The sequence below is a fragment of the Reyranella sp. genome (assembly GCF_004297265.1).
Classification (GTDB): domain Bacteria; phylum Pseudomonadota; class Alphaproteobacteria; order Reyranellales; family Reyranellaceae; genus Reyranella.
Genome location: NZ_SCUT01000059.1, coordinates 70,916 through 89,723, shown reverse-complemented (window position 1 = coordinate 89,723; position 18,808 = coordinate 70,916). Strand labels below are relative to the sequence as shown.

The window sequence follows — 18,808 nt, the reverse complement described above, 5'->3', positions numbered from 1 at the left end:
CAGGAGTGGCGCGCCCCAGCGATGAGTAGTTGACTAGGAAACCGCTTTTATTTAGTTTCCTAGTCAACAAATGACTTCCGATCTCGAAACTCATCTCGGCTACTGGCTGCGCTTCGTGTCCAACCATGTCTCGCATTCCTTCAGCCTCAAGCTGCAGGCGCGCGGCGTGACGGTGGCCGAATGGGTCGTCCTGCGCGACCTGTTCGACGGCGACCACGTCCCGCCCAGCGCCCTCGCCGACCGGCTGGGCATGACCCGGGGCGCCATCTCCAAGCTGGCCGACCGGCTGATCGCCAAGGACCAGATCGAGCGCACGGCCTCTACTGAGGACCGGCGGCAGCAGACGCTGGCGCTGACCGCGGCGGGACGGGAGCTGGTGCCGGCGCTATCGGCGCTGGCCGACCGCAACGACGCGGAGTTCTTCGGCCACCTGACACCCGACGAGCGAGCCATCCTGGAAAAGACACTCCGGGACATCGTGCGCCGGCACGATCTCAAGACCATTCCCACCGAATAGGACCGCCCCATGAACATCGCCGTCATCGAGGACTGCACCAGGGCCTCGCACGAGGAGCGCATCACCTTCGGCGAGGTTGTCGGACGCCTGATCGCGGCCGGTGTCGAGCGCTATCACGTCGACCTGGTGCGCGGGGAATCCACCTACTTCATGCCGGACGGCCGCTCCCATCGCGTGACCTGCGAGGCGCTCGGCACACGGCCTGCCGACTCCTTCGCGGCCGACGGCGTCCTCGCCGCGATCCGCTCGATCCAGGCCGGCCGAACGAAGTATCTGACCTTCTGCCGCCAGATCACGGAGGCGGGCTGCGTCGGCTACCTCGTGTCGATGCAGGGAAAGCGCGCCGTCTATTACGGCCGCGGCGCGGAGACCTATGTCGAGCCCTTCCCGCCGGCCGCCGCCTAGCGCTTCTGGCGCAGCCGGCCGACGATGCCCGCCGGGAAGAAGTAGACGCAGAGGATGAAGGCCACGCCCAGCCACAGCAGCCAGCGGTCGGGATGGAACAGGTTCGCCAGCAGCGGCACGCCGGCCAGTGCCTTGTTGGCGATCGCCAGCAGGTCCTGCAGGTAGTTCTGGGCGAAGACCAGCAGCACCGCGCCGATCACGGCGCCGTACATCGTGCCCATGCCGCCGATCACCACCATCAGCAGGATGTCGACCATGATGTCGAAGCTCAGCGTGGTGTCGGGATTGGTCTGGCTGGACCACAGGGCCAGCAGCGCGCCCGCCAGCGCTGCCGTGGCGGCGGCGATGCAGCTCGCGATCGTGCGGTAGACCACGGTGCGGTAGCCGATCGCCTCGGCCCGGAACGGGTTCTCGCGGATCGCCATCAGCACGCTGCCGAACGGCGAGTTCACGATGCGCAGCAGCACCAGGATCAGCGCCAGCGACGCGGCGTAGACGAGGTAGTAGTCGAGCAGCCGTCCGTTGAGGCGGACCCCGAACAGCGTGTCGCCGAACGAGAAGGAGGCACGCAGGGCTGCCGGCAGCCGGTAGTTCAGCCCGTCCTCGCCGCCCGTCAGGTCGGAGAGCTGCGAGGCCAGGATCGCGAAGGCGCTGGCGACCGCCAGCGTGATCATCGCGAAGAAGATCGTGCGCACGCGCAGGCTGAACAGGCCGATCACCGTGGCCAGCACGATGGCGACCACGAGCCCGGCGACGACGCCGACGGCGACCGCGTCCCACCCGGCCCCCATGCGTGTGAGCGAGATGGCGACGCCGTAGGCGCCGATGCCGAAGAACATGGTGTGGGCGAAGGAGACGATGCCGGTATAGCCCAGCAGCAGGTCGAACGAGGCGGCCAGCACGATGAAGACGCAGATCTTGGCCGCGACGTTCAGCGATTTGGCGCCGGGGAACAGGAACGGCGCCACCGCGAGTCCGACCAGGATGGCGACCAGCGCCAGCGCCAGCCAGCGGCTCTTCGGCAGGTCGTCGGACAGGATCGAGCGCAGCATGGCCCTACCTCTTCGCCACGGGGTAGAGGCCCTGCGGCCGCCACAGCAGGACCATCGCCATCAGCAGGATGTTGGAGCCCAGCGCCACCTTGGGCGCGAGGAAGCCGATGTAGTTGGCCGTCAGTCCCACCAGGAGAGCGCCGACGAAGCAGCCGCCGACCGAGCCCAGCCCGCCGATGATGATGACGATGAACACCAGCACGGCGACCTGGGCGCCGATCGCCGCGGTCACCGTCTCCTGGTAGAGGCCCCACATGGCGCCGCCGAGGCCCGCCAGCGCCGAGCCGACGACGAACACGCCGACGAACAGGCGGCGGATGCGATAGCCCAATGCCTCGACCATCTCGCCGTTCTCGACGCCGGCCCGGATCAGCAGGCCGAGCCGGGTGCGGTTCAGCGTCAGCGCCAGGGCGGCGAACACGACCAGCCCGACCACGACGGCCAGGACACGATACTTCTCGATCGCCACGTCGCCGAACAGGAAGGCGCCGCGCAGTGCCGTCGGCCGGCTGAGCGTGATCTGGTCCGGTCCCCAGATCACCTTGAGGAGCTGCTCGGCCACGATCAGCCCGCCGGTCGTCACCAGGATCTGCTTCAGGTGCTGGCCGTAGACCGGCCGCACGATGATCCGCTCGAAGCCAAGCCCCAGCACGCCGCTCACGACCATGGCCGCCAGCACGGCGGGGCCGATGGCCGCGAGGTTGAGCCAGATCGAATCGGCGGTCATCCACGGCGCCAGCGCCAGCATGACGCTGGCGGCCACGAAGGCACCCACCGCGATGAAGGCGCCGTGGCCGAAGTTCAGCACGTCCATCAGGCCGAAGGTGAGCGTGAGGCCAGAGGCCATGATGAAGATCATCAGCCCCATCGCGAGGCCCGCGACGGTGAGCGTCACCCAGCTCGCCGGCGAGCCGATCAGCGGCAGCGCGCCGATCATCAGCGCCGGGATCAGCAGCAGAGGGAGCCAATCACGTTTCATAGGGCGCGTTTCATTGGTGCGTATCCATGCCGAGGCCGAGCAGGTGCTGCTGCAGCGCGGAGTCCGCGGCAAAGGCCGCCATGCTTCCCTGGTGGGCCACCCTGCCGTCGTCCATCACCGCGACCGTGTCGCCCAGCTGACGGGCGAATGCGAAATTCTGTTCGACCACCAGCAGGGTCGACTCGCCGTCCTTCAGCTCGCGGAAGGCGTCGATCATGTTGGCGATGATGGCCGGCGCCAGGCCCTTGGTCGGCTCGTCGATCAGCAGCAGTCGGCGCGGCTCGATGATGGCGCGCGCCACCGCCAGCATCTGCTTCTGTCCGCCCGACAGGTGTCCCGCCGGCAGGGTCCAGAACCGCTTCAGCGCCTCGAAGCGCGCAAAGATCCAGTCGAGCCGCTTCTGGTCCGGCGGCCCCGACCGCGCGGCCAGCACGAGGTTCTCCTGCACCGTCAGGTCGGCGAAGATCGCCATGCTCTCCGGTACGTAGGCGATCCCCAGCCGCGCGATGTCGGGCGTGGCCAGATGCGTGATGTCGCGCCCGTCGAAGCGGATCTCGCCCGCCGCCGCCCGCCACATGCCCATGATGGTGCGCAAGGTCGTGGTCTTCCCGGCCCCGTTGCGCCCGAGCAGCATGGTGAGACCGCCCTCGGCCACGTCGAATTCGACGCCGTGCAGGATGTGGTAGCGGCCGATGTTGGTCTGCACGCCGCGCAGGGAGAGGAGAGGTTCAGCCATTGCCAGCCATCTTCCTCCTCTCCCCCGCTAGGGGGAGAGGTTGGGTGAGGGGGTTGCGCACGATCATCGACGCCCCCTCACCTAGCCTCTCCCCCTAGCGGGGGAGAGGAACTCGAGCCCAGATACGCCTCGCGCACGATGTCGGAATTGATGACCTCGGCGGGCTTGCCGTCGGCCACCAGCTTGCCCTGATGCAGCACGACGATGCGGTCGGAGAGCGAGCGCACCACGTCCATCTTGTGCTCGACCAGCAGGATCGTCTTGTCGCCGCGCTGCTTGATGGCGGCGATGATGTCGAGGATCGTCGGGACCTCGTCGATGCTCATGCCGGCCGTCGGCTCGTCGAACATGAAGACGTCGGGCTCGAGCGCCAGCAGGATCGCGACCTCGAGCTTGCGCTGGTCGCCGTGCGGCAGGGTCGCTGCGATCGCCTGGGCGCGGTCGGCCAGCGACACGGCGGCGAGATGCGCCATCGCCCGGTCGATCAGCTCGCGATGCGTCAGGGTCCGGCTGAACAGGTCGTAGCCCTTGCCGCTCTTCACCTGCACCGCCAGCCGCACGTTCTCGAGCGTGCTGAGGTTGGGAAAGAGGTTGGTGAGCTGGAAGGCACGCCCCAGGCCGAGCCGCGTCCGGCGCGGCGCCGCGAGTCCCGTGATGTCCTCGCCGTTCAGCGTGACCCGGCCGGAGGTGGCCGGCAGCTGCCCGGAAATCAGGTTGAAGTAGGTCGTCTTGCCCGCGCCGTTCGGGCCCACGATCGAGGTGAGCGTGCCCTTGCCGAAGGCGCACGACACCCCGTCGACGGCCGCGTGTCCGCCGAAGCGGATGGTGAGGTCTTTGGTCTCGAGCATCGCATTCACAGGAGCGCGCCACTCCAGGGGCGCGCTCCAATGACTCTTAACGCTTGTTCTTGATCGGCAGCGTCATCTCGCTCGCCGGGATCACGCGCACCAGTTCGAGCAGGTCGACATTGTCCGGCGCGTCCTTCTTCATGCGCCAGTGATACATCTCCTGCAGGGCCTGGTGGTCTTCCTTGCGGAAGGTCATCGTGCCCTTGGGCGTCTCGAAGCTCATGCCCTCCATCGCCGCGATCAGCTTCTCGCTGTCGGTGGACTTGGCCTTCTTCACCGCCTCGACCAGCGCGATGGCGGCGCTCATGCCGCCCGCCACGAAGAAGTCCGGCGGCACGCCGTTGTTCTTCTTCTTGTATTCGGCGACCAGCCAGTCGTTCACCGGGTTCTTGGGGAAGCCCCAGTAGTAGTAGATCGCGCCCTCGAGGCCGGGGAACTGCTTCCAGCCGGCCATCACCGGCAAGAGGTTGCCGCCCGGCGCCATCTCGATGCCGAAGCGCTCGGGCTTGAGGTCCATCAGCTTCGGCAGCGGATGGGCGCCGGCCCACACCACGACCACCACCTTACGGCCGGGCTTGTCCTTCAGCGCGTCGAAGATGCGCTGCGCCGAGGCGGTGAAATCGGTCGTCGCCTGCGGGGCATATTCCTCGTGCACGATCTTGGCCTTGGAGCCGACGGCGGCGAGGGCGGCCTTCACCGCTGCGACGCCGTCCTTGCCGAAGGCATAGTCCTGGGCCAGCGTGGCGATGCTGATGTTCTCGTCCTTCAGGGTCGCGGCGGAAGCCAGCGCGTCCTGGGTCGAGTTGCGCCCGGTGCGGAAGATGTAGCGGTTCCACTTTTCGCCGGTGATCTGGTCGGCCACGGCGGGCTCGACGATCAGCAGCTTCTTGTATTCCTCGGCAACCGGCAGCATGGCGAGCGCGCCCGCCGAACCGGTGGTGCCGACGGCAATGTCGACCTTGTCGTCGCCATAGGCCTGTTCCAGCGCGGCCTTGGCCAGGTCCGGCTTGAACTGGTCGTCCTTCAGGATGACCTGGATCTTGCGGCCATCGACTTCCATCGTGCCCTTGGTGGCGTATTCCAGGCCCAGCATGAAGCCGGCCTCGGTCTGCCGCGCATAGGCTTCGAGCGGACCGGTCTTGCTGTAGATCAGCGCCACCTTGAGCGGCGGCTGCTGGGCCGCGGCCGGGCCGGCCAGAAGCAGGCCGGACAATGCCAGAAACGAACGACGGATCATGAACTATCTCCCTCCCTGGAGGAGGTCCTTCTAATCCATGATCGCGGCTTGCACCATCGTGCGGAATTGATTCCGCAGCGCCACCCGGTCGGGATCGCTCACCTGCACCATGTAAATTGCCGTCAGTTCGTTCTTCGGGTCGACCCAGAAGAGCGTCCCGGCATTGCCGGCCCAACCATATTCTCCGACCGAGCCCGGCAGGGCCGCCTCGCCGGTCATCGTCCTGACTTCGAAGCCCAGGCCAAAGCCCAGGCCCGGTGGGCGACCCGGCCGCGCGCCGGTATGGTCGGCCGTCATGAAGGCCAGGGTCTGCTTGCCGATCAGGCGCTTGCCATTCAGCTCCCCGCCGTTGGCCAGCATGGCGGCAAAGCGCAGGTAGTCCGCCATCGTGGAGGTGAGCCCACCGCCGCCGGATTCGTACTTCGCGCCGTCATCGACCTTGAAACGCGGCGTCATCGGCTGACCACCGGGTCGCGGCCCGGGCTGGGCGGCTCGCGCGACCTTGGCGGCCGGAACCTGGAACTGCGTATCGACCATGCCGAGCGGCTTGAAGACGCGTTCCGACAGCGACTCGCCCAGAGACTTGCCGTCGATCACCTCGACGAGGCGCCCCAGCACGTCGGTCGAGACGCCATACTCCCACCGTGCGCCGGGCGAGAAGCGCAGCGGCAGGGTCGAGAGTCTGGTGACGAGCTCCTGGTTGCTCATCGACCGGTCGCCGATCTTGGCAGCGACGTAGGCCTGGTTCACCAGCGATGAGCCGCGGCCACCGTAGATCAGGCCGGACGTGTGCCGCAGCAGGTCCTGCACCGTCATCGGCCGCTCCGCATCGGACAGCAACAGCGAGTGCGTGCCGTCGGCGCCGACCTTCTCCTGCGCGACCTTCATCTTGCCGATCTCGGGGAGGAACTTGGACACCGGGTCGCCGACCTGCAGGCGCCCCTCCTCCACCATCTGCATGACCGCGACACTGACGATCGGCTTGGTCATCGAATAGATGCGGAAGATCGAATCGGCCTTCATCGGATCGGGCGACGCCGCCGGATCGCGCTTGCCGAGCGTCGACACCCAGGCGACCTTGCCGCGCCGCGCCACGAGCATGACCGCGCCCGGCACGAGGCCATCGTCGACGTGCTTCTGCGTCACCGCTTCGAGTCGCTTCAACTGAGTGGAGGAAAGCCCGACATCCTCAGGCTTCGCCGCCATCGGCAACACCCACTCCTGGGCATTTGCCGATCCAGCCGTTACAAGCAAGGCGAACCCGACAGCAGCTACAGCAACCCTTTTCATGACGTTTTCTCCCGGTACTCGTTGCCAAAAGCATACGTCGCTGGGGGCGCGCCACTGCGCGCCCCCAGCGTCATGACCTTCCTTCGAGCAGAGGCCGCTCGCGTTGGAAGAGGTCGATCACTGCGTCCATGACGGCACGCACGCGCGGTAGCGCCCTGAGGTCCCGATGGACCAGCAGCCACTGGTCGGCGAAGACGTCGGGGATGATGCCGCCGATCCGGCGCAGAAGCGGATCGGGATCGGCGAGATGACAGGGCAGAACCGCGAGGCCGGCGCCGGTGCGGGCGGCCTCGTGCAGCACCAGCCAGTTGTTGCCGCGGATCTCGGGACGACGGCCGCCGCGAAGGGCCAGCAGCCAGCTCTGACCCTGCATGCGGAGATGGTCGTCGTCGAAGCCCACCCATGGCAGCGCTGCCAACGCGGCCGGTGAGGACTTCTTCACCGGAAAATCGCGCGCGGCATAGACCGCGTAGGCCAGCCGTCCCAGCTTGCGGGCGACGATGCCGCCCAGCTCGGGCACCTGCTCGCGGATCAGGAGGTCGGCCTCGCGGCGCGACAGGTTGGCCAGCGTATGGCTCGAGACGACCTCGAACTCGATCTGGCGCAACTTGCTCCGAAGCTCGGCCGAGTAGCGGGCGATCAGCGCCGCCGTGGCCTCCTCCGCCGACAGGCGCACCGTGCCGCTCACCGTGTCGCTGAGGCCGGCGCTGCGGCGATGGATCGACTGCGCCGCCTTCTCCATCGCCTCGGTATCGGCCAGCAGCTCCTCGCCCGCACCGGTGGGCACGAAGCGGTCGGGCAGACGGTCGAACAGGCGCGCGCCGATCTGCTTCTCCAGCGCCTGCACGCGGCGCGAGACCGTCGGGTGGCTGACGCCCAGCGCCTTCGCCGCCATCGTCAGCGTGCCGCCGCGCGCCAGGGCGAGGAAGATGCGGAGATCGTCCCAGTTCTTGTCCATGTTCAGAATTGTACAGGCGCCTTTCCGAATTGTGGACTGACGAATACGGGTGTTCGCCCTAGCATCGCCTCATGCACATCGAACCCCGCCTCCTCGTCTTCACCAAGGGCGTGCGTGCCCGCATCGCCGCCACCGTGGCCGTCGGCCTCCTGGGCGTGGGCTTCGGCATCGCGCGGCTCGGCCTGCTGGGATGGCTGATCGGCCAGATCTTCGTCGGACGCCCGTTGCAGGAACTCGTGCTGCCGATCCTGCTAATCGCCCTGGTGATGGTGCTGCGCGGCGTGGCCGAGCACTGGCGCGCCGTGCTGGCGCACGAGACGGCCGCGCGGGTCCAGAAGGTGCTGCGCCGGACGCTCTACGACAAGGTGGCCTCGCTCGGGCCCGCGACGGTCGGCCGCCAGCGCTCGGGCGGACTCACGCTCTCCATGATCGACGGCGTCGAGCAGCTCGAAACCTATTTCGGCCAGTTCCTGCCGCAGTTTCTGATCGCGCTGCTGACGCCGCTGCTGATCTTTGCGGTCATCTCCTTCATCGACCTGCCGGTGGCGCTGGTCATGCTGGGCTTCGCGCTGGTCGCGCTGTTCGCACCGGCTCTCTGGCACAAATGGGACGTGCGCGCCTCGATCGCGCGCATGACCGCCTACAAGTCGTTCGCCGCCGAGTTCCTTGATTCGATCCAGGGTCTGGCGACCCTGAAGGCGTTCGGCCAGGGCAAGGCGCGCGCCGACAAGCTCGAAGTCGAGGCGCGCGATCTGTTCCGCCGCACCATGTGGGTGCTGGGCACCAACTCGCTGGCACGCGGCATCACCGACACCGCGATCGCGGGCGGCGCGGCGGCGGCGCTGATCTACGGTGCGTCGCGCGTGGAGTCCGGTGCGATGACGCTCACCGCACTGCTGGTCATCCTGATGCTGGGCATCGAGATCTTCCGGCCGATGCGCGAACTGCGCTCGGTGCTGCACCAGGGCATGGTCGGCCTCTCGGCAGCGCAGGGCATCTACCGCATCCTCGACGACACGCCGTCGGTGATCGACCCGGCACCGGCCCGGCTCGACGGGCTGCTGGCGCCCACCATCGCCTTCGAGGATGTGCGCTTCGCCTATCCCGGCACGCGCCGCACCGTGCACGAACGGCTGAACTTCAAGGCGGCCGCCGGCGAGCGGCTGGGCCTCGTCGGCTCCTCGGGTGGCGGCAAGTCGTCGATCGTGCGCCTGCTGCTGCGTTTCTACGACCCGGACCAGGGCCGCATCCTGCTGGGCGGCCACGACCTGCGCACGCTCTCCTTCGCGCAGATCCGTTCGCTGATCTCGGTGGTGAACCAGGACACGTTCCTGTTCCACGGCACGGTCGAGGAGAATATCCGCCTCGGCCGGCCGGGCGCGTCCCGTGAAGAGATGGAGGAGGCGGCGCGGGCCGCCAACATCCACGACTTCATCGAAAGCCTGCCGCAGGGCTACGCCACCATCATCGGCGAGAAGGGCATCAAGCTCTCGGGCGGCCAGCGCCAGCGGGTCGCCATCGCCCGCGCGCTGCTGCGCGACACGCCGATCCTGGTGCTCGACGAGGCTCTCTCCGCCGTCGATGCCGAGAACGAGGCGGTGATCCAGGAAGCGCTCGACCGGCTGATGCAGGGCCGCACGACGCTCATCCTCGCGCATCGCCTGTCGAGCGTCATCGATTGCGACCGCATCCTCGTCCTCGACTGCGGCCATGTCGCCGAGGAAGGCAAGCACGCCGCGCTGATGGGCCGGGGCGGCGTCTATGCGCAGCTCATGGCCGAACAGGCGCGCGAACAGCAGGCCGGCGCCACGCTCGACGCTCTTGCGGCGCCGCAGCGCGCCGAGACGATCGCCAGCACCTCGGGCGGCGCGGTGAAGCCCGTCACCGAAGGCATCATCAAGGCCGAGGGCCTCACCTGGTACCAGGTCGTGGTGGCGCTGATGAAGGTCATCATGCCGTGGAAGGGCAAGCTCACCGCCACCTTCATGCTGGGTGTGGCGCGCGTCGTCTCCTTCATCGGCATCGGCGTGCTCTCGGCGCTGATCGTGCTCGCGCTCAAGAACCACCAGCCCTATGGCGGCCTCGCGATTGCGCTCGCCATCCTGGCGCCGGTCTCGGGCATCCTGCACTGGTTCGAATCCTGGCTGGCCCACGACATGGCGTTCCGCCTGCTGGCCGAGATGCGCATCGACGCCTTCCGCAAACTCGACGCGCTGGCCCCGGCCTATCTCACGCGCCGCCGCACCGGCGACCTCATGGCGCTGGCGACGCACGACATCGAGCTGGTCGAGTATTTCTTCGCCCACACGGTGGCGCCGGCCTTCGTCGCGATCCTCATCCCCGCCGCCGTGGTGATCGCGCTGGCCACGACGAGCGGCTGGCTGGCGTTGACGCTGGTGCCGTTCCTGCTGGCCGTGGGCCTGAGCCCGTTCCTGATGCGCAAGCGGGTCGACCGCCTCGGCAGCCAGGCGCGCGAGGCGGCCGGCGAGCTCGGCGCCTTCGCCGTCGACTCGGTGCAGGGGTTGGGCGAGATCGTCGCCAACCAGCAGGAACGCGCGCGCGGCGACAAGCTCGACGAGCTGTCGCAGCGTCACATCGCGCTGCGCCTGCCCTTCTTCAGCGAACTCACGATGCAGCACGCGATCCTCGAAGTGCTGACCGGGCTGGGCGGCCTCGCCATCGTCGTTGTCGGCGCGATCCTCGCCTCGCGCGGTGCGCTCGATCCGGGCCTGCTGCCGCTGATGACGATCCTCGCCATGTCGGCCTTCCTGCCGGTCTCGGAGATCGCGCAGATCGGCCGCCAGCTTGCCGATACGCTCGGCGCGACGCGGCGCGTCTACGCACTGGCCAACGAGCCGATTCCCGTGCGCGACGGCCGAGGCGTGCCAGCCGCACGGGGCGCCGCAGCACTCGCGCTCGAGCAGGTGAACTTCACCTACCCCGGACAGACGCGGCGCGCCTTGTCCGACGTGAGCTTCGCCATCCCCGCCGGCAAGACGGTGGCACTGGTCGGCACGTCGGGCGCGGGCAAGACCACGACGGCTCAGCTCCTGATGCGCTTCTGGGATCCCGACTCGGGCCGCATCACCCTGAACGGCGCGGACCTGCGCGACTACAAGCTCGACGAGCTGCGCGGCCTCGTAGCGCTCGTGGCGCAGGACACGTACCTGTTCAACGACACACTGCGCGCCAACATTCTGATCGCACGCCCCGAGGCGACGGAAGCCGAGTTGCTGGCCGCCATCGATCATGCGTCGCTGGGCGAGCTGGTCGCGACACTGCCGCAGGGCCTGGACTCGCCGGTCGGCGAACGCGGCACCAGCCTGAGCGGCGGCCAGCGCCAGCGGGTGGCCATCGCGCGCGCCTTCCTGAAGGACGCGCCGATCCTGATCCTCGACGAAGCGACCTCGCATCTCGACGCAGTGAACGAGCAGGCGGTACGCCGCGCGCTCGACGTTCTGAAGGCCGATCGCACGACCATCGTGATCGCTCACCGTCTTTCGACCGTGCGTGATGCCGACCTGATCGTGGTGCTCGATGAGGGCCGCGTGGCGGAAAGCGGTACGCATGCGTCGCTGGTTTCGCGCGGCGGCCTCTATGCCCGACTCGTGTCGCGCCAGCTTGCGTCGGTCTACGCGCCGGCTGCACAGTGAGGGGATGCAGCGACAGCTCCACCTCAATCTCTTCATCCAGAGCCGTGGCCACCACGAGGCCTCGTGGCGGCATCCCGACTCCTCAGCCCTGCCGCTGACCGACATCGAGTATTTCCGCGACCTCGCCCGCCGCGCCGAGGCCGGCCTCTTCGACTCGATCTTCCTGGCCGACCAGCTCGCCTTGGCCGACACCGTGGCGCATGCCGCCAGCACCTGGCTGGAGCCGATCACGGCACTGGCCGCCATCGCCGGCTCGACGCAGTGCATCGGCCTCATCGCCACGGCCTCGACCACCTATTCGGAGCCGTTCAACCTCGCGCGGCAATTCGGCTCTCTGGACCATATCAGCGGCGGCAGGGTCGGCTGGAACATCGTGACCTCGTGGCTCGCCCCCGCGGCCCGCAACTTCGGCGGCACGGGCCTGGTGAGCCACGACGAGCGCTACGAGCGCGGCGAGGAGTTCGTGCAGGTCGCGAAGGCGCTGTGGGACAGCTGGGCCGACGACGCCGTACTCGACGACCGCTCGAGCGGCCACTATGCGCGCGCCGATCGCATCCGGCCGATCAACCATGAGGGCAAGTACTATAGCGTCGCCGGCCCGCTCAACATGCCGCGCGGCCCGCAGGGGCGGCCGGTCTTCGTGCAGGCGGGTTCGTCCGACACCGGCCGCCGCTTCGCCGCGCGTCATGCCGAGGCGGTGTTCACCGCCCAGATGGAGAAGAGCACCGCGCAGGAATTCTACGCCGATCTCAAGAGGCTGGCGGCCGCGGAGGGACGTCCTCCCGAACAGGTCCTGATCCTGCCCGGCCTCAGCCCGGTGATCGCCTCGACCGAAGCCGAAGCGAAGCGCCTTGCGAAAGACCTGAACGACCTCACCGATCCGGAAGTCGGGCGCAAGCGCTTGAGCGGCCGATTCGGCGGGCATGATTTCTCGCACCTGCCGCTCGACAGGCCGCTGACGGCGGAGGACTTTCCCGATCCCGGCACGGTCCAGGCCGCGCGCAGCCGCACCGAGGTGATCGTGGGCCTCGTCCGTCGCGAGAAGTTCACGCTGCGCCAGCTGCTCGCCTACCTGGCGGGCGCCCGCGGCCACTACACCACGGCAGGCACGCCCGAACAGATCGCCGATCTCATCGAAGACTGGTTCGACGACGGCGCCGCCGACGGTTTCAACCTCATGCCACCCCTGCTGCCCTCGATGCTCGACGTGTTCGTGGCCGAGGTGGTGCCCATCCTCCAGAAGCGCGGGCTCTTCCGCACCCGCTATGAAGGCGCCACGCTGCGCGACAATTTCGGCTTGCCGCGGCCGGCCACCGCGTCATCCTGACGGGGTGAGCGTACCCAGTTCGTTACCGCGTCGATCCTTTCTCGCCACCGCGCTCGCGGCACCGGCGATCGCGCGCGCCCAGGACTCCCTTCCCGACCGGCCCTTGCGCATCGTGGTGGGCTTCGCCGCCGGCGGCGGCTCGGACGTCATGGCGCGCGCCATCGCAGCAGCCCTCGAACAGCGCGTGGGCCGTCGCGTCATGGTCGAGAACCGGCCGGGCGGGACGGGCGCCGCGGCCGGAGAGGCGCTGAAGCATTCGCCGGCCGACGGCACGACGGTCGCCTTCATGCCGACCTCGTCGATGGTCGCCAAGCTGTTCCTGCCGTCCTACCCGTTCGATCCCCTGACCGATCTCGCGCCGATCACGACCGCCGGCACGTTCATCCAGGCACTGGCCGTGTCGCCGCGCATCGGGGTCACGACGATCCCGGAATACATGGCGTGGCTGAAGTCCGAAGAGCCGGGCCGTCGGCGCATCGGCGCGACGGCGACCGACGCAGCGATGAGCCTCTATTCGAAGCTGCTCAGCCGCTCGTTCGGCGTGCCCATGGAAGGCATGTCGTTCCGCGGCTCGGCCGCAATGGTGAACGATCTCGCCGAGGGCAGGATACCGGCCGCTGTCGGCGCGCTGACATCCCTGCTCGTGGCCAGCCGAGGCGGACGGATCCGTCTGCTGGCCGTATCGGGAACCAGGCGCGCGGTGGTGGCACCCGATGTCCCGACGGCTGCGGAGGCGGGCTCCTCTGTGCTGAACCTGGAAGAATGGTATGGATTCTTCGCCCGATCCGGCACGGCACCACCGTTGATCGAAGCGTGGAACAGGGCGCTTGCGAGCGCACTCGCCTCCTCCGAACTTGCCGCCCAACTCTCGCAACTCGGCCTCGAAATCGAGACATCGACGCCGGAACAGGCCGCGGCTCGGCTGGAGGCTCACCTCAGAAAGTGGCAAGCTTCTATCGAGCAGCTCGGCCTCAAGCCCAACAACTGACGTTTTCGGGAGAAGCGCCCCATGTTCAGCCACGTGACGATCGGCAGCAACGATGTGGGCAGGGCCAAGCCCTTCTACGATGCGCTCCTGCAGCCGCTCGGGCTGGTGCGCCACATGGATTATCCGCATGCGGTCGGCTACGGGCCGGCGGGCGGGCGGCCGCAGCTCTGGATCGTGAGCCCGATCGACAAGAGGGCTGCCTCGGTGGGGAACGGCATCACGATCGGCCTCGAGGCGCCCGACCGCAGCGCCGTCGATGCAGCGCACGAGGCGGCACTGGCTGCGGGCGGCAAGGACGAGGGCGCACCGGGCCTTCGCGCCCACTATCATCCCAACTATTACGGTGCGTATCTCCGCGACCTCGACGGCAACAAGATCTGCGTGGTCTGCCACCGCAAGCCCTAGCCCGGCTTGACATGCCGGGCATACGGGCACCCAATCGAGGTTCTTCAGGAGTAACTCATGACAGAACCACTGAAGGTCTTCTGGCAGCCCGGTTGAACGAGCTGCCTGAGACTCAAAGAGTTTCTATCGATCCGTGGGATCGACTTCGTTTCCGTGAATGTCCTCGAAGATCCGGCCGGGCTCGCCGAGCTGCAGGCGCTGGGTGCGCGCTCCGTACCGGTCCTGTCGCGCGGCCGCCAGTTCATCTTCGGCCAGAGCACACGTGAGATCGTGGCCTTCCTCGGCCTGCAGGAAAAATCGGGCCCCGAACTCTCCCCTGCCGAACTCTATGCACGCCTCGACAGGTTCATGACCGCAGCCATCGGGTTGCTGCCGCTCATGCCGGACGAGAAACTCCACATCCACGTACCGGGCCGGCCGCGCAGCTACCGCGCGCTCGCCTTCCATCTCTTCCGCGTCGTCGCGGCCTTCCTCGACGCCGAGCAGGGTACGACCCTGGTGCAGGCGGCGTTCCGCGAGGAGCCGGCGGCCGATGCCGACATGGCGTCGGTGGCGGCCTATGGCGCCGTCGTCCAGGAGCGATTCCGCACCTGGTGGGCTCACGGCGACACCGGCGCAACGCGAATGCTCTCGACCTACTACGGCCCGCAGACCCTGCACGAGCTGCTGGAGCGCACGACCTGGCATTCCGGCCAGCACGTCCGCCAGTGGATGATGCTGCTGGAGCGGGAGGGCGTGTCTCACGACCGGCCCCTCCGCGATGCCGATTTCGCGCGCCTTCCCATGCCTCGGAACGTCTGGGACGGCTAGAATCGCAACCTCCGGCCTCGCGGGGCGTTTGGTCTGCCAGACACACCTATTTCTCCGGAGGAACAACCATGCGCGCTGTCAGCCACGCCAACGGCAAGGATCTCGCCAAGGAGATCAGCCTTCTCAAGGCCCAGCTCGAGGAACTCACGGAATCGATGAGCGGTACCGGCCATTCGATGGTCGCCCGTGGCGAGGAAGCCGTCGAGGAGACCATCAAGTCGGCCCGCGAACTGATCGCCAAATATGGCGACACCGCCAAGGCGATCGCCGAGGACACGATCAGCCTGAAGAACAAGGCGACCGACAAGCTGGTCGAGCAGACCGAAGCGCGACCGCTGACGACGCTTGCCGCCATCGTCGGGATCGGCTTCCTCGCAGGCTGGCTTTGTCGTCGGCAATAGCCGGCCCAGGACTGTCCGGCCTCGCCTGGAGAAGAGACCCTCGATGATCGGCCCCCTGCTCCGGGTCGCGGCAAGCGCTGCCGCGGCCCGCTCGCTGCGTGCCGCCGCGCAGGACGCGGTGAACCGCGCCCTGCTGACGATGGGCGCTGCGCTCGCTATCGCCGTCGGCGCGATCTTCCTGACGTTTTCGGCTTTTGCGTTGCTGGAGAGCCAGCTCAATCCGGCCGGCGCCTCGGCGATCGTCGGAGTGTTCTGGGGGCTTCTTGGTCTCGCCTATTTCGCGGCCACGCGGCGACGCCGCACCTGAACAGGCGTGACGGACGCCAGCGGAGGCTTCACCGCAAGCCGCTCGCTCACCGGCCGATCTTCCGACAGCAGGACTTCCAGCCAGCGCAGCGACGGCAGATGCGCCGCAACCGTGCTGACCAGGATCAGCAGCGGCACCGCGACGATGGCGCCCACAGCACCCCACATCCATCCCAGGAATGCCACCCCCGCGAACACCGCCACGGTGTTGAGCGCGCACCGGCGACTGACGAAGGTCGGCGTAATGAGCTGCGACTCGACGAAGTGGATGGCCGCGAGCACCGCCGGTGCGGCCAGCATGCGCATCCAGTCCTCGTAGGTGAGGAGAGCAACGAAGGCCACCAGTCCGATGGCAACGGGCGGTCCGACGAACGGCACGAAGGAAGCCAGGCCCATCAGCACGCCCCACAGCAGGGGATTGGGGAAACCCAGCAACGCCAACACGATGGTCGAAGCGAGCGCCACCAGCGAGTAGATGACCACCAGCGCAAACAGATAGGTGCCGACGCGGTCGTTTATGTCCCGCATGACCCGAGCGATCCGCACCCTGGTGTGGAAGTCGATAGGAACACGGAGGATCTGGCGCTTGTGGTCGTTGCGATGCGCCAGAAGCATGAAGGCCAGAACGGCCGCGTAGCCGATCTGGAGCAGCAGCGCCGGCGTGGTGCTGACGAGCTCCGAGATCAGGGACTTGTCGCGGACCACGATCTTTTCCGGCGGTGTCTGTTCCCGGGTGGCCTGTGCCGGCTGGGCCTGGGTCGCCTGCTCCACCCGATCGGTGACCTGCTTCACGAAAGCCAGCGACTTGCGAAGTCCTTCGAGCTTCCGCTCCAGCGTATAGGTGAGATAGGGCGCCTGCTCCGCCCAGCTCGTGATCGCCGGCGCGGAAACCACCAGCAGGCCCGCGACGACAAGCGCCAGCAAGGACACCGAGGCGCCCGCGGCCGCGGCCGGAGGCATATGCAGGCGTTCGAACTTCTTTGCGACCGGTGTCAGGACCAGCGCCAGAACGATTGCAGCCGCCGTGGGAATCAGGAAGTCGCGGGCAAGGTAGGCGATGATGCCGACCGCACAGACCGCGAGAACGATCAAGGGCCGGCGTATGGCCGAGCCGCCCCGAACATGGACGGTCGGCACGTGCTGGACTGAATTCTCGGCCACGGAACCTCGCTGATCGGCAATAACGCCCTTCCGCAAAGGGAGTTCCAGTCCACTTCCCTGCAACTCACCGAGCGCAGGGCCAAGGACCTCGCACGTTTGGAAGACGATCATCGACTCGATCGGATATAAGCCGCAGAGGAAATCTAACGGAGGCGAGTACATGCCGATCCTGAAGCGGCCCGATGCCGACATCCACTACGAGGTCCACGGCAAGGGCTTTCCGCTGCTGCTCTACGCACCCGGCGGCCTGCGCTCGTCGATCGAGTTCTGGGGCCCCGGCGCCGACGGCGCACCGCGGGCCTGGATGGACCCGCGCACCGCGCTTGCCGACAAGTTCACCGTCATCTCGATGGATCAGCGCAATGCCGGCAAGTCGGTGGCCGACGTGAAGGCCGACCACGGCTGGCACACGTTTGCCGCCGACCATCTCGCGCTGATCGACCATCTGGGCTTCGGGCGCTTCGCGGTGATGGGCGGCTGCATCGGCGGCAGCTACTGCTTCGAGGCGATCGAACAGGCGCCGGATCGCGTCGCCGCCGCCGTGCTGCAGAACCCGATCGGCCTGTGGGAGAACCGCGACACCTGGGATGCGGCCGTGCTGGGTTACGGCGAGACCGTTCGGGCGCGCGATCCCTCGATCTCCGAGGCCACGATCCAGAGCTTCGGCCGGAACATGTTCGGCCAGGATTTCGTCTTCTCGGTCACGCGCGACTTCGTCAGGAATTGCAGGACGCCGCTGCTGCTGCAGCCGGGCACCGACAAGCCGCATCCCGCCCACACCAGCGACGAGATCGCGGCGCTCGCCCCCAACGTCGAGGTGCAGAAGGATTGGCGGGCGCCGCAGTTCCTGCAAGAATCGATCAAGCGTGTCCGTACTTTCCTCAAGAAGCACACACAATGATGAAGAGACTGACGATCCTGCTCGCCACCTTTCTCGCGACGACCGCGGCAATCGTGGCAACGGCACAGGCCCAAGAGGTTTGGGGAGCCGTCGCGACCGACAACGAACGCCTGTTCGGCGTCTCGGCCGGCATGGCGACGCGCGAGGCGGCCGAGACCTCGGCGCTGGCCGAATGCGGGCCGCTGGAATGCAGGATCCGGATGAGCGCGCCACAGCGCTGTATCGCCTACGCCCACAGCGACAACGGGCAAGCCTCGGGTTACGGCGCCGCGCCCACCAGACAGGACGCGGAACAATCCGCCTGGAACGAGTGCAACGCCCGGGTGCCCAGCAACTCCTGCACCATCCGCAGCGCTCGCTGCTTCGAGTAGGTCTTCGTGCCGGTCAGGCCGGCGGCCGCGAAATCCCGGCCAGCCACTTTCGCGCCTCGTGAAGGCTTTGAAATACCTTCACCGGCCGCAGGCCTCCGGTGAGCCGGGCGAACGTTTCGGCATTGTCAGCCGCCTGCCCCGGACTGACGACGAACGCCACCGGCCCCGGCGTCTTGCCGGCGTTCCGGCTGAGAATGAGATTGGCTATTGCCTCGACGCCGGCCTTGTTCATTGGAAACGTGGGCGAGGCAATGTCGATGAGCTTGCCATAGTGCAGGACGTCGCTCGCCAGAGCCTGCTGCACCGCCTCGCGCACGTCGTCGGCCGTGAACGCGCCGCGGACGACGGCAACGACCAGCCGGCTGGGGTGATGGATATCGACATGAATCGGCATGATTTGCGGTCTGCGTTGCCTACATTCCACCGCATCCGTGCGGCAGGGTAGCGCGATTACCATGTCTGA

The 18,808-nt window shown here is 67.6% G+C and carries 20 protein-coding genes; 11 read left to right on the top strand and 9 right to left on the bottom strand.

The window, feature by feature from the left end; translation table 11 throughout:
• Positions 1–70: 70 nt before the first annotated feature.
• Together EPO41_RS26835 and EPO41_RS26830 are read left to right on the top strand one after the other, a co-directional pair.
• Positions 71–517, top strand: coding sequence for a MarR family transcriptional regulator (locus EPO41_RS26835; RefSeq protein ID WP_296332084.1), 447 nt, complete (start codon positions 71–73; stop codon positions 515–517).
• Between the two features lie 9 nt (positions 518–526).
• Positions 527–922 carry a DUF1398 family protein gene (locus EPO41_RS26830; RefSeq protein ID WP_296332082.1) on the top strand — a complete coding sequence of 132 codons (396 nt, stop codon included), beginning with the start codon at positions 527–529 and terminating at the stop codon, positions 920–922.
• On the opposite strand, the gene EPO41_RS26825 is transcribed toward EPO41_RS26830, so the two are convergent.
• The 7 genes from EPO41_RS26825 to EPO41_RS26795 all read right to left on the bottom strand — a co-directional run bounded on the left by EPO41_RS26825 (position 919) and on the right by EPO41_RS26795 (position 8,022).
• The gene (locus tag EPO41_RS26825) at positions 919–1,974 is read right to left on the bottom strand and encodes a branched-chain amino acid ABC transporter permease (protein WP_296332081.1); all 1,056 of its coding nucleotides are present in this window, start codon (positions 1,972–1,974) and stop codon (positions 919–921) included. The genes EPO41_RS26830 and EPO41_RS26825 overlap by 4 nt on opposite strands.
• A gap of 4 nt (positions 1,975–1,978) precedes the next feature.
• Entirely contained in the window at positions 1,979–2,953 is a 975-nt protein-coding gene (locus EPO41_RS26820; protein ID WP_296332079.1) for a branched-chain amino acid ABC transporter permease, read from the bottom strand.
• A gap of 10 nt (positions 2,954–2,963) precedes the next feature.
• A complete protein-coding gene (locus EPO41_RS26815; RefSeq protein WP_296332077.1) occupies positions 2,964–3,689 on the bottom strand; it encodes an ABC transporter ATP-binding protein in 726 nt (241 codons plus the stop codon).
• A gap of 77 nt (positions 3,690–3,766) precedes the next feature.
• Complete coding sequence (locus EPO41_RS26810; RefSeq protein ID WP_296332076.1) at positions 3,767–4,546, bottom strand: ABC transporter ATP-binding protein; 780 nt, start codon at positions 4,544–4,546, stop codon at positions 3,767–3,769.
• 37 nt (positions 4,547–4,583) lie between these two features.
• The gene (locus EPO41_RS26805) at positions 4,584–5,774 is read right to left on the bottom strand and encodes a substrate-binding domain-containing protein (protein WP_296332075.1); all 1,191 of its coding nucleotides are present in this window, start codon (positions 5,772–5,774) and stop codon (positions 4,584–4,586) included.
• A gap of 30 nt (positions 5,775–5,804) precedes the next feature.
• Positions 5,805–6,980: a serine hydrolase domain-containing protein gene (locus EPO41_RS26800; RefSeq protein ID WP_296332073.1), complete on the bottom strand. Its 1,176-nt coding sequence runs from the start codon at positions 6,978–6,980 to the stop codon at positions 5,805–5,807.
• Between the two features lie 154 nt (positions 6,981–7,134).
• The gene (locus tag EPO41_RS26795) at positions 7,135–8,022 is read right to left on the bottom strand and encodes a LysR family transcriptional regulator (RefSeq protein ID WP_296332071.1); all 888 of its coding nucleotides are present in this window, start codon (positions 8,020–8,022) and stop codon (positions 7,135–7,137) included.
• Between the two features lie 71 nt (positions 8,023–8,093).
• On the opposite strand from EPO41_RS26795, the gene EPO41_RS26790 reads away from it, so the two are divergent.
• From EPO41_RS26790 to EPO41_RS26760, 7 genes are all read left to right on the top strand, one after another.
• A complete protein-coding gene (locus EPO41_RS26790; RefSeq protein ID WP_296332069.1) occupies positions 8,094–11,675 on the top strand; it encodes an ABC transporter ATP-binding protein in 3,582 nt (1,193 codons plus the stop codon).
• 4 nt (positions 11,676–11,679) lie between these two features.
• On the top strand, positions 11,680–13,002 hold the full coding sequence (locus EPO41_RS26785; RefSeq protein ID WP_296332067.1) for an LLM class flavin-dependent oxidoreductase: 1,323 nt from the start codon (positions 11,680–11,682) through the stop codon (positions 13,000–13,002).
• A 4-nt stretch (positions 13,003–13,006) separates the two neighbouring features.
• Positions 13,007–13,990 carry a tripartite tricarboxylate transporter substrate-binding protein gene (locus tag EPO41_RS26780; RefSeq protein ID WP_296332065.1) on the top strand — a complete coding sequence of 328 codons (984 nt, stop codon included), beginning with the start codon at positions 13,007–13,009 and terminating at the stop codon, positions 13,988–13,990.
• 21 nt (positions 13,991–14,011) lie between these two features.
• Positions 14,012–14,395: a VOC family protein gene (locus EPO41_RS26775; RefSeq protein ID WP_296332064.1), complete on the top strand. Its 384-nt coding sequence runs from the start codon at positions 14,012–14,014 to the stop codon at positions 14,393–14,395.
• Positions 14,396–14,500: 105 nt separating this feature from the next.
• Positions 14,501–15,205, top strand: coding sequence for a DinB family protein (locus EPO41_RS26770; RefSeq protein WP_296332222.1), 705 nt, complete (start codon positions 14,501–14,503; stop codon positions 15,203–15,205).
• 68 nt (positions 15,206–15,273) lie between these two features.
• On the top strand, positions 15,274–15,606 hold the full coding sequence (locus tag EPO41_RS26765) for a hypothetical protein (RefSeq protein WP_296332062.1): 333 nt from the start codon (positions 15,274–15,276) through the stop codon (positions 15,604–15,606).
• Between the two features lie 43 nt (positions 15,607–15,649).
• Complete coding sequence (locus EPO41_RS26760) at positions 15,650–15,913, top strand: hypothetical protein (protein ID WP_296332060.1); 264 nt, start codon at positions 15,650–15,652, stop codon at positions 15,911–15,913.
• Here the strand turns inward: EPO41_RS26760 and EPO41_RS26755 are convergent.
• The gene (locus tag EPO41_RS26755; RefSeq protein ID WP_296332058.1) at positions 15,880–17,073 is read right to left on the bottom strand and encodes an AI-2E family transporter; all 1,194 of its coding nucleotides are present in this window, start codon (positions 17,071–17,073) and stop codon (positions 15,880–15,882) included. The two genes, EPO41_RS26760 and EPO41_RS26755, sit on opposite strands and share 34 nt — an antisense overlap.
• A gap of 160 nt (positions 17,074–17,233) precedes the next feature.
• Here EPO41_RS26755 and EPO41_RS26750 point away from each other — a divergent pair, with 160 nt between their 5' ends.
• Both EPO41_RS26750 and EPO41_RS26745 read left to right on the top strand, forming a co-directional pair.
• Positions 17,234–17,974 carry an alpha/beta fold hydrolase gene (locus tag EPO41_RS26750; RefSeq protein ID WP_296332056.1) on the top strand — a complete coding sequence of 247 codons (741 nt, stop codon included), beginning with the start codon at positions 17,234–17,236 and terminating at the stop codon, positions 17,972–17,974.
• Positions 17,971–18,345, top strand: coding sequence for a DUF4189 domain-containing protein (locus EPO41_RS26745; protein ID WP_296332054.1), 375 nt, complete (start codon positions 17,971–17,973; stop codon positions 18,343–18,345). Before EPO41_RS26750 ends, EPO41_RS26745 begins: the two co-directional genes overlap by 4 nt.
• 13 nt (positions 18,346–18,358) lie before the next feature.
• On the opposite strand, the gene EPO41_RS26740 is transcribed toward EPO41_RS26745, so the two are convergent.
• The gene (locus EPO41_RS26740; RefSeq protein ID WP_296332052.1) at positions 18,359–18,739 is read right to left on the bottom strand and encodes a hypothetical protein; all 381 of its coding nucleotides are present in this window, start codon (positions 18,737–18,739) and stop codon (positions 18,359–18,361) included.
• Positions 18,740–18,808: the final 69 nt, after the last annotated feature.

Coding starts and splice junctions, on each gene's coding strand:
- EPO41_RS26835 (WP_296332084.1), top strand. CDS start 71: ATGACTTCCGATCTCGAAACTCATCTCGGCTACTGGCTGCGCTTCGTG.
- EPO41_RS26830 (WP_296332082.1), top strand. CDS start 527: ATGAACATCGCCGTCATCGAGGACTGCACCAGGGCCTCGCACGAGGAG.
- EPO41_RS26825 (WP_296332081.1), bottom strand. CDS start 1,974: ATGCTGCGCTCGATCCTGTCCGACGACCTGCCGAAGAGCCGCTGGCTG.
- EPO41_RS26820 (WP_296332079.1), bottom strand. CDS start 2,953: ATGAAACGTGATTGGCTCCCTCTGCTGCTGATCCCGGCGCTGATGATC.
- EPO41_RS26815 (WP_296332077.1), bottom strand. CDS start 3,689: ATGGCTGAACCTCTCCTCTCCCTGCGCGGCGTGCAGACCAACATCGGC.
- EPO41_RS26805 (WP_296332075.1), bottom strand. CDS start 5,774: ATGATCCGTCGTTCGTTTCTGGCATTGTCCGGCCTGCTTCTGGCCGGC.
- EPO41_RS26800 (WP_296332073.1), bottom strand. CDS start 6,980: ATGGCGGCGAAGCCTGAGGATGTCGGGCTTTCCTCCACTCAGTTGAAG.
- EPO41_RS26795 (WP_296332071.1), bottom strand. CDS start 8,022: ATGGACAAGAACTGGGACGATCTCCGCATCTTCCTCGCCCTGGCGCGC.
- EPO41_RS26790 (WP_296332069.1), top strand. CDS start 8,094: ATGCACATCGAACCCCGCCTCCTCGTCTTCACCAAGGGCGTGCGTGCC.
- EPO41_RS26785 (WP_296332067.1), top strand. CDS start 11,680: ATGCAGCGACAGCTCCACCTCAATCTCTTCATCCAGAGCCGTGGCCAC.
- EPO41_RS26775 (WP_296332064.1), top strand. CDS start 14,012: ATGTTCAGCCACGTGACGATCGGCAGCAACGATGTGGGCAGGGCCAAG.
- EPO41_RS26765 (WP_296332062.1), top strand. CDS start 15,274: ATGCGCGCTGTCAGCCACGCCAACGGCAAGGATCTCGCCAAGGAGATC.
- EPO41_RS26760 (WP_296332060.1), top strand. CDS start 15,650: ATGATCGGCCCCCTGCTCCGGGTCGCGGCAAGCGCTGCCGCGGCCCGC.
- EPO41_RS26750 (WP_296332056.1), top strand. CDS start 17,234: ATGCCGATCCTGAAGCGGCCCGATGCCGACATCCACTACGAGGTCCAC.
- EPO41_RS26745 (WP_296332054.1), top strand. CDS start 17,971: ATGATGAAGAGACTGACGATCCTGCTCGCCACCTTTCTCGCGACGACC.
- EPO41_RS26740 (WP_296332052.1), bottom strand. CDS start 18,739: ATGCCGATTCATGTCGATATCCATCACCCCAGCCGGCTGGTCGTTGCC.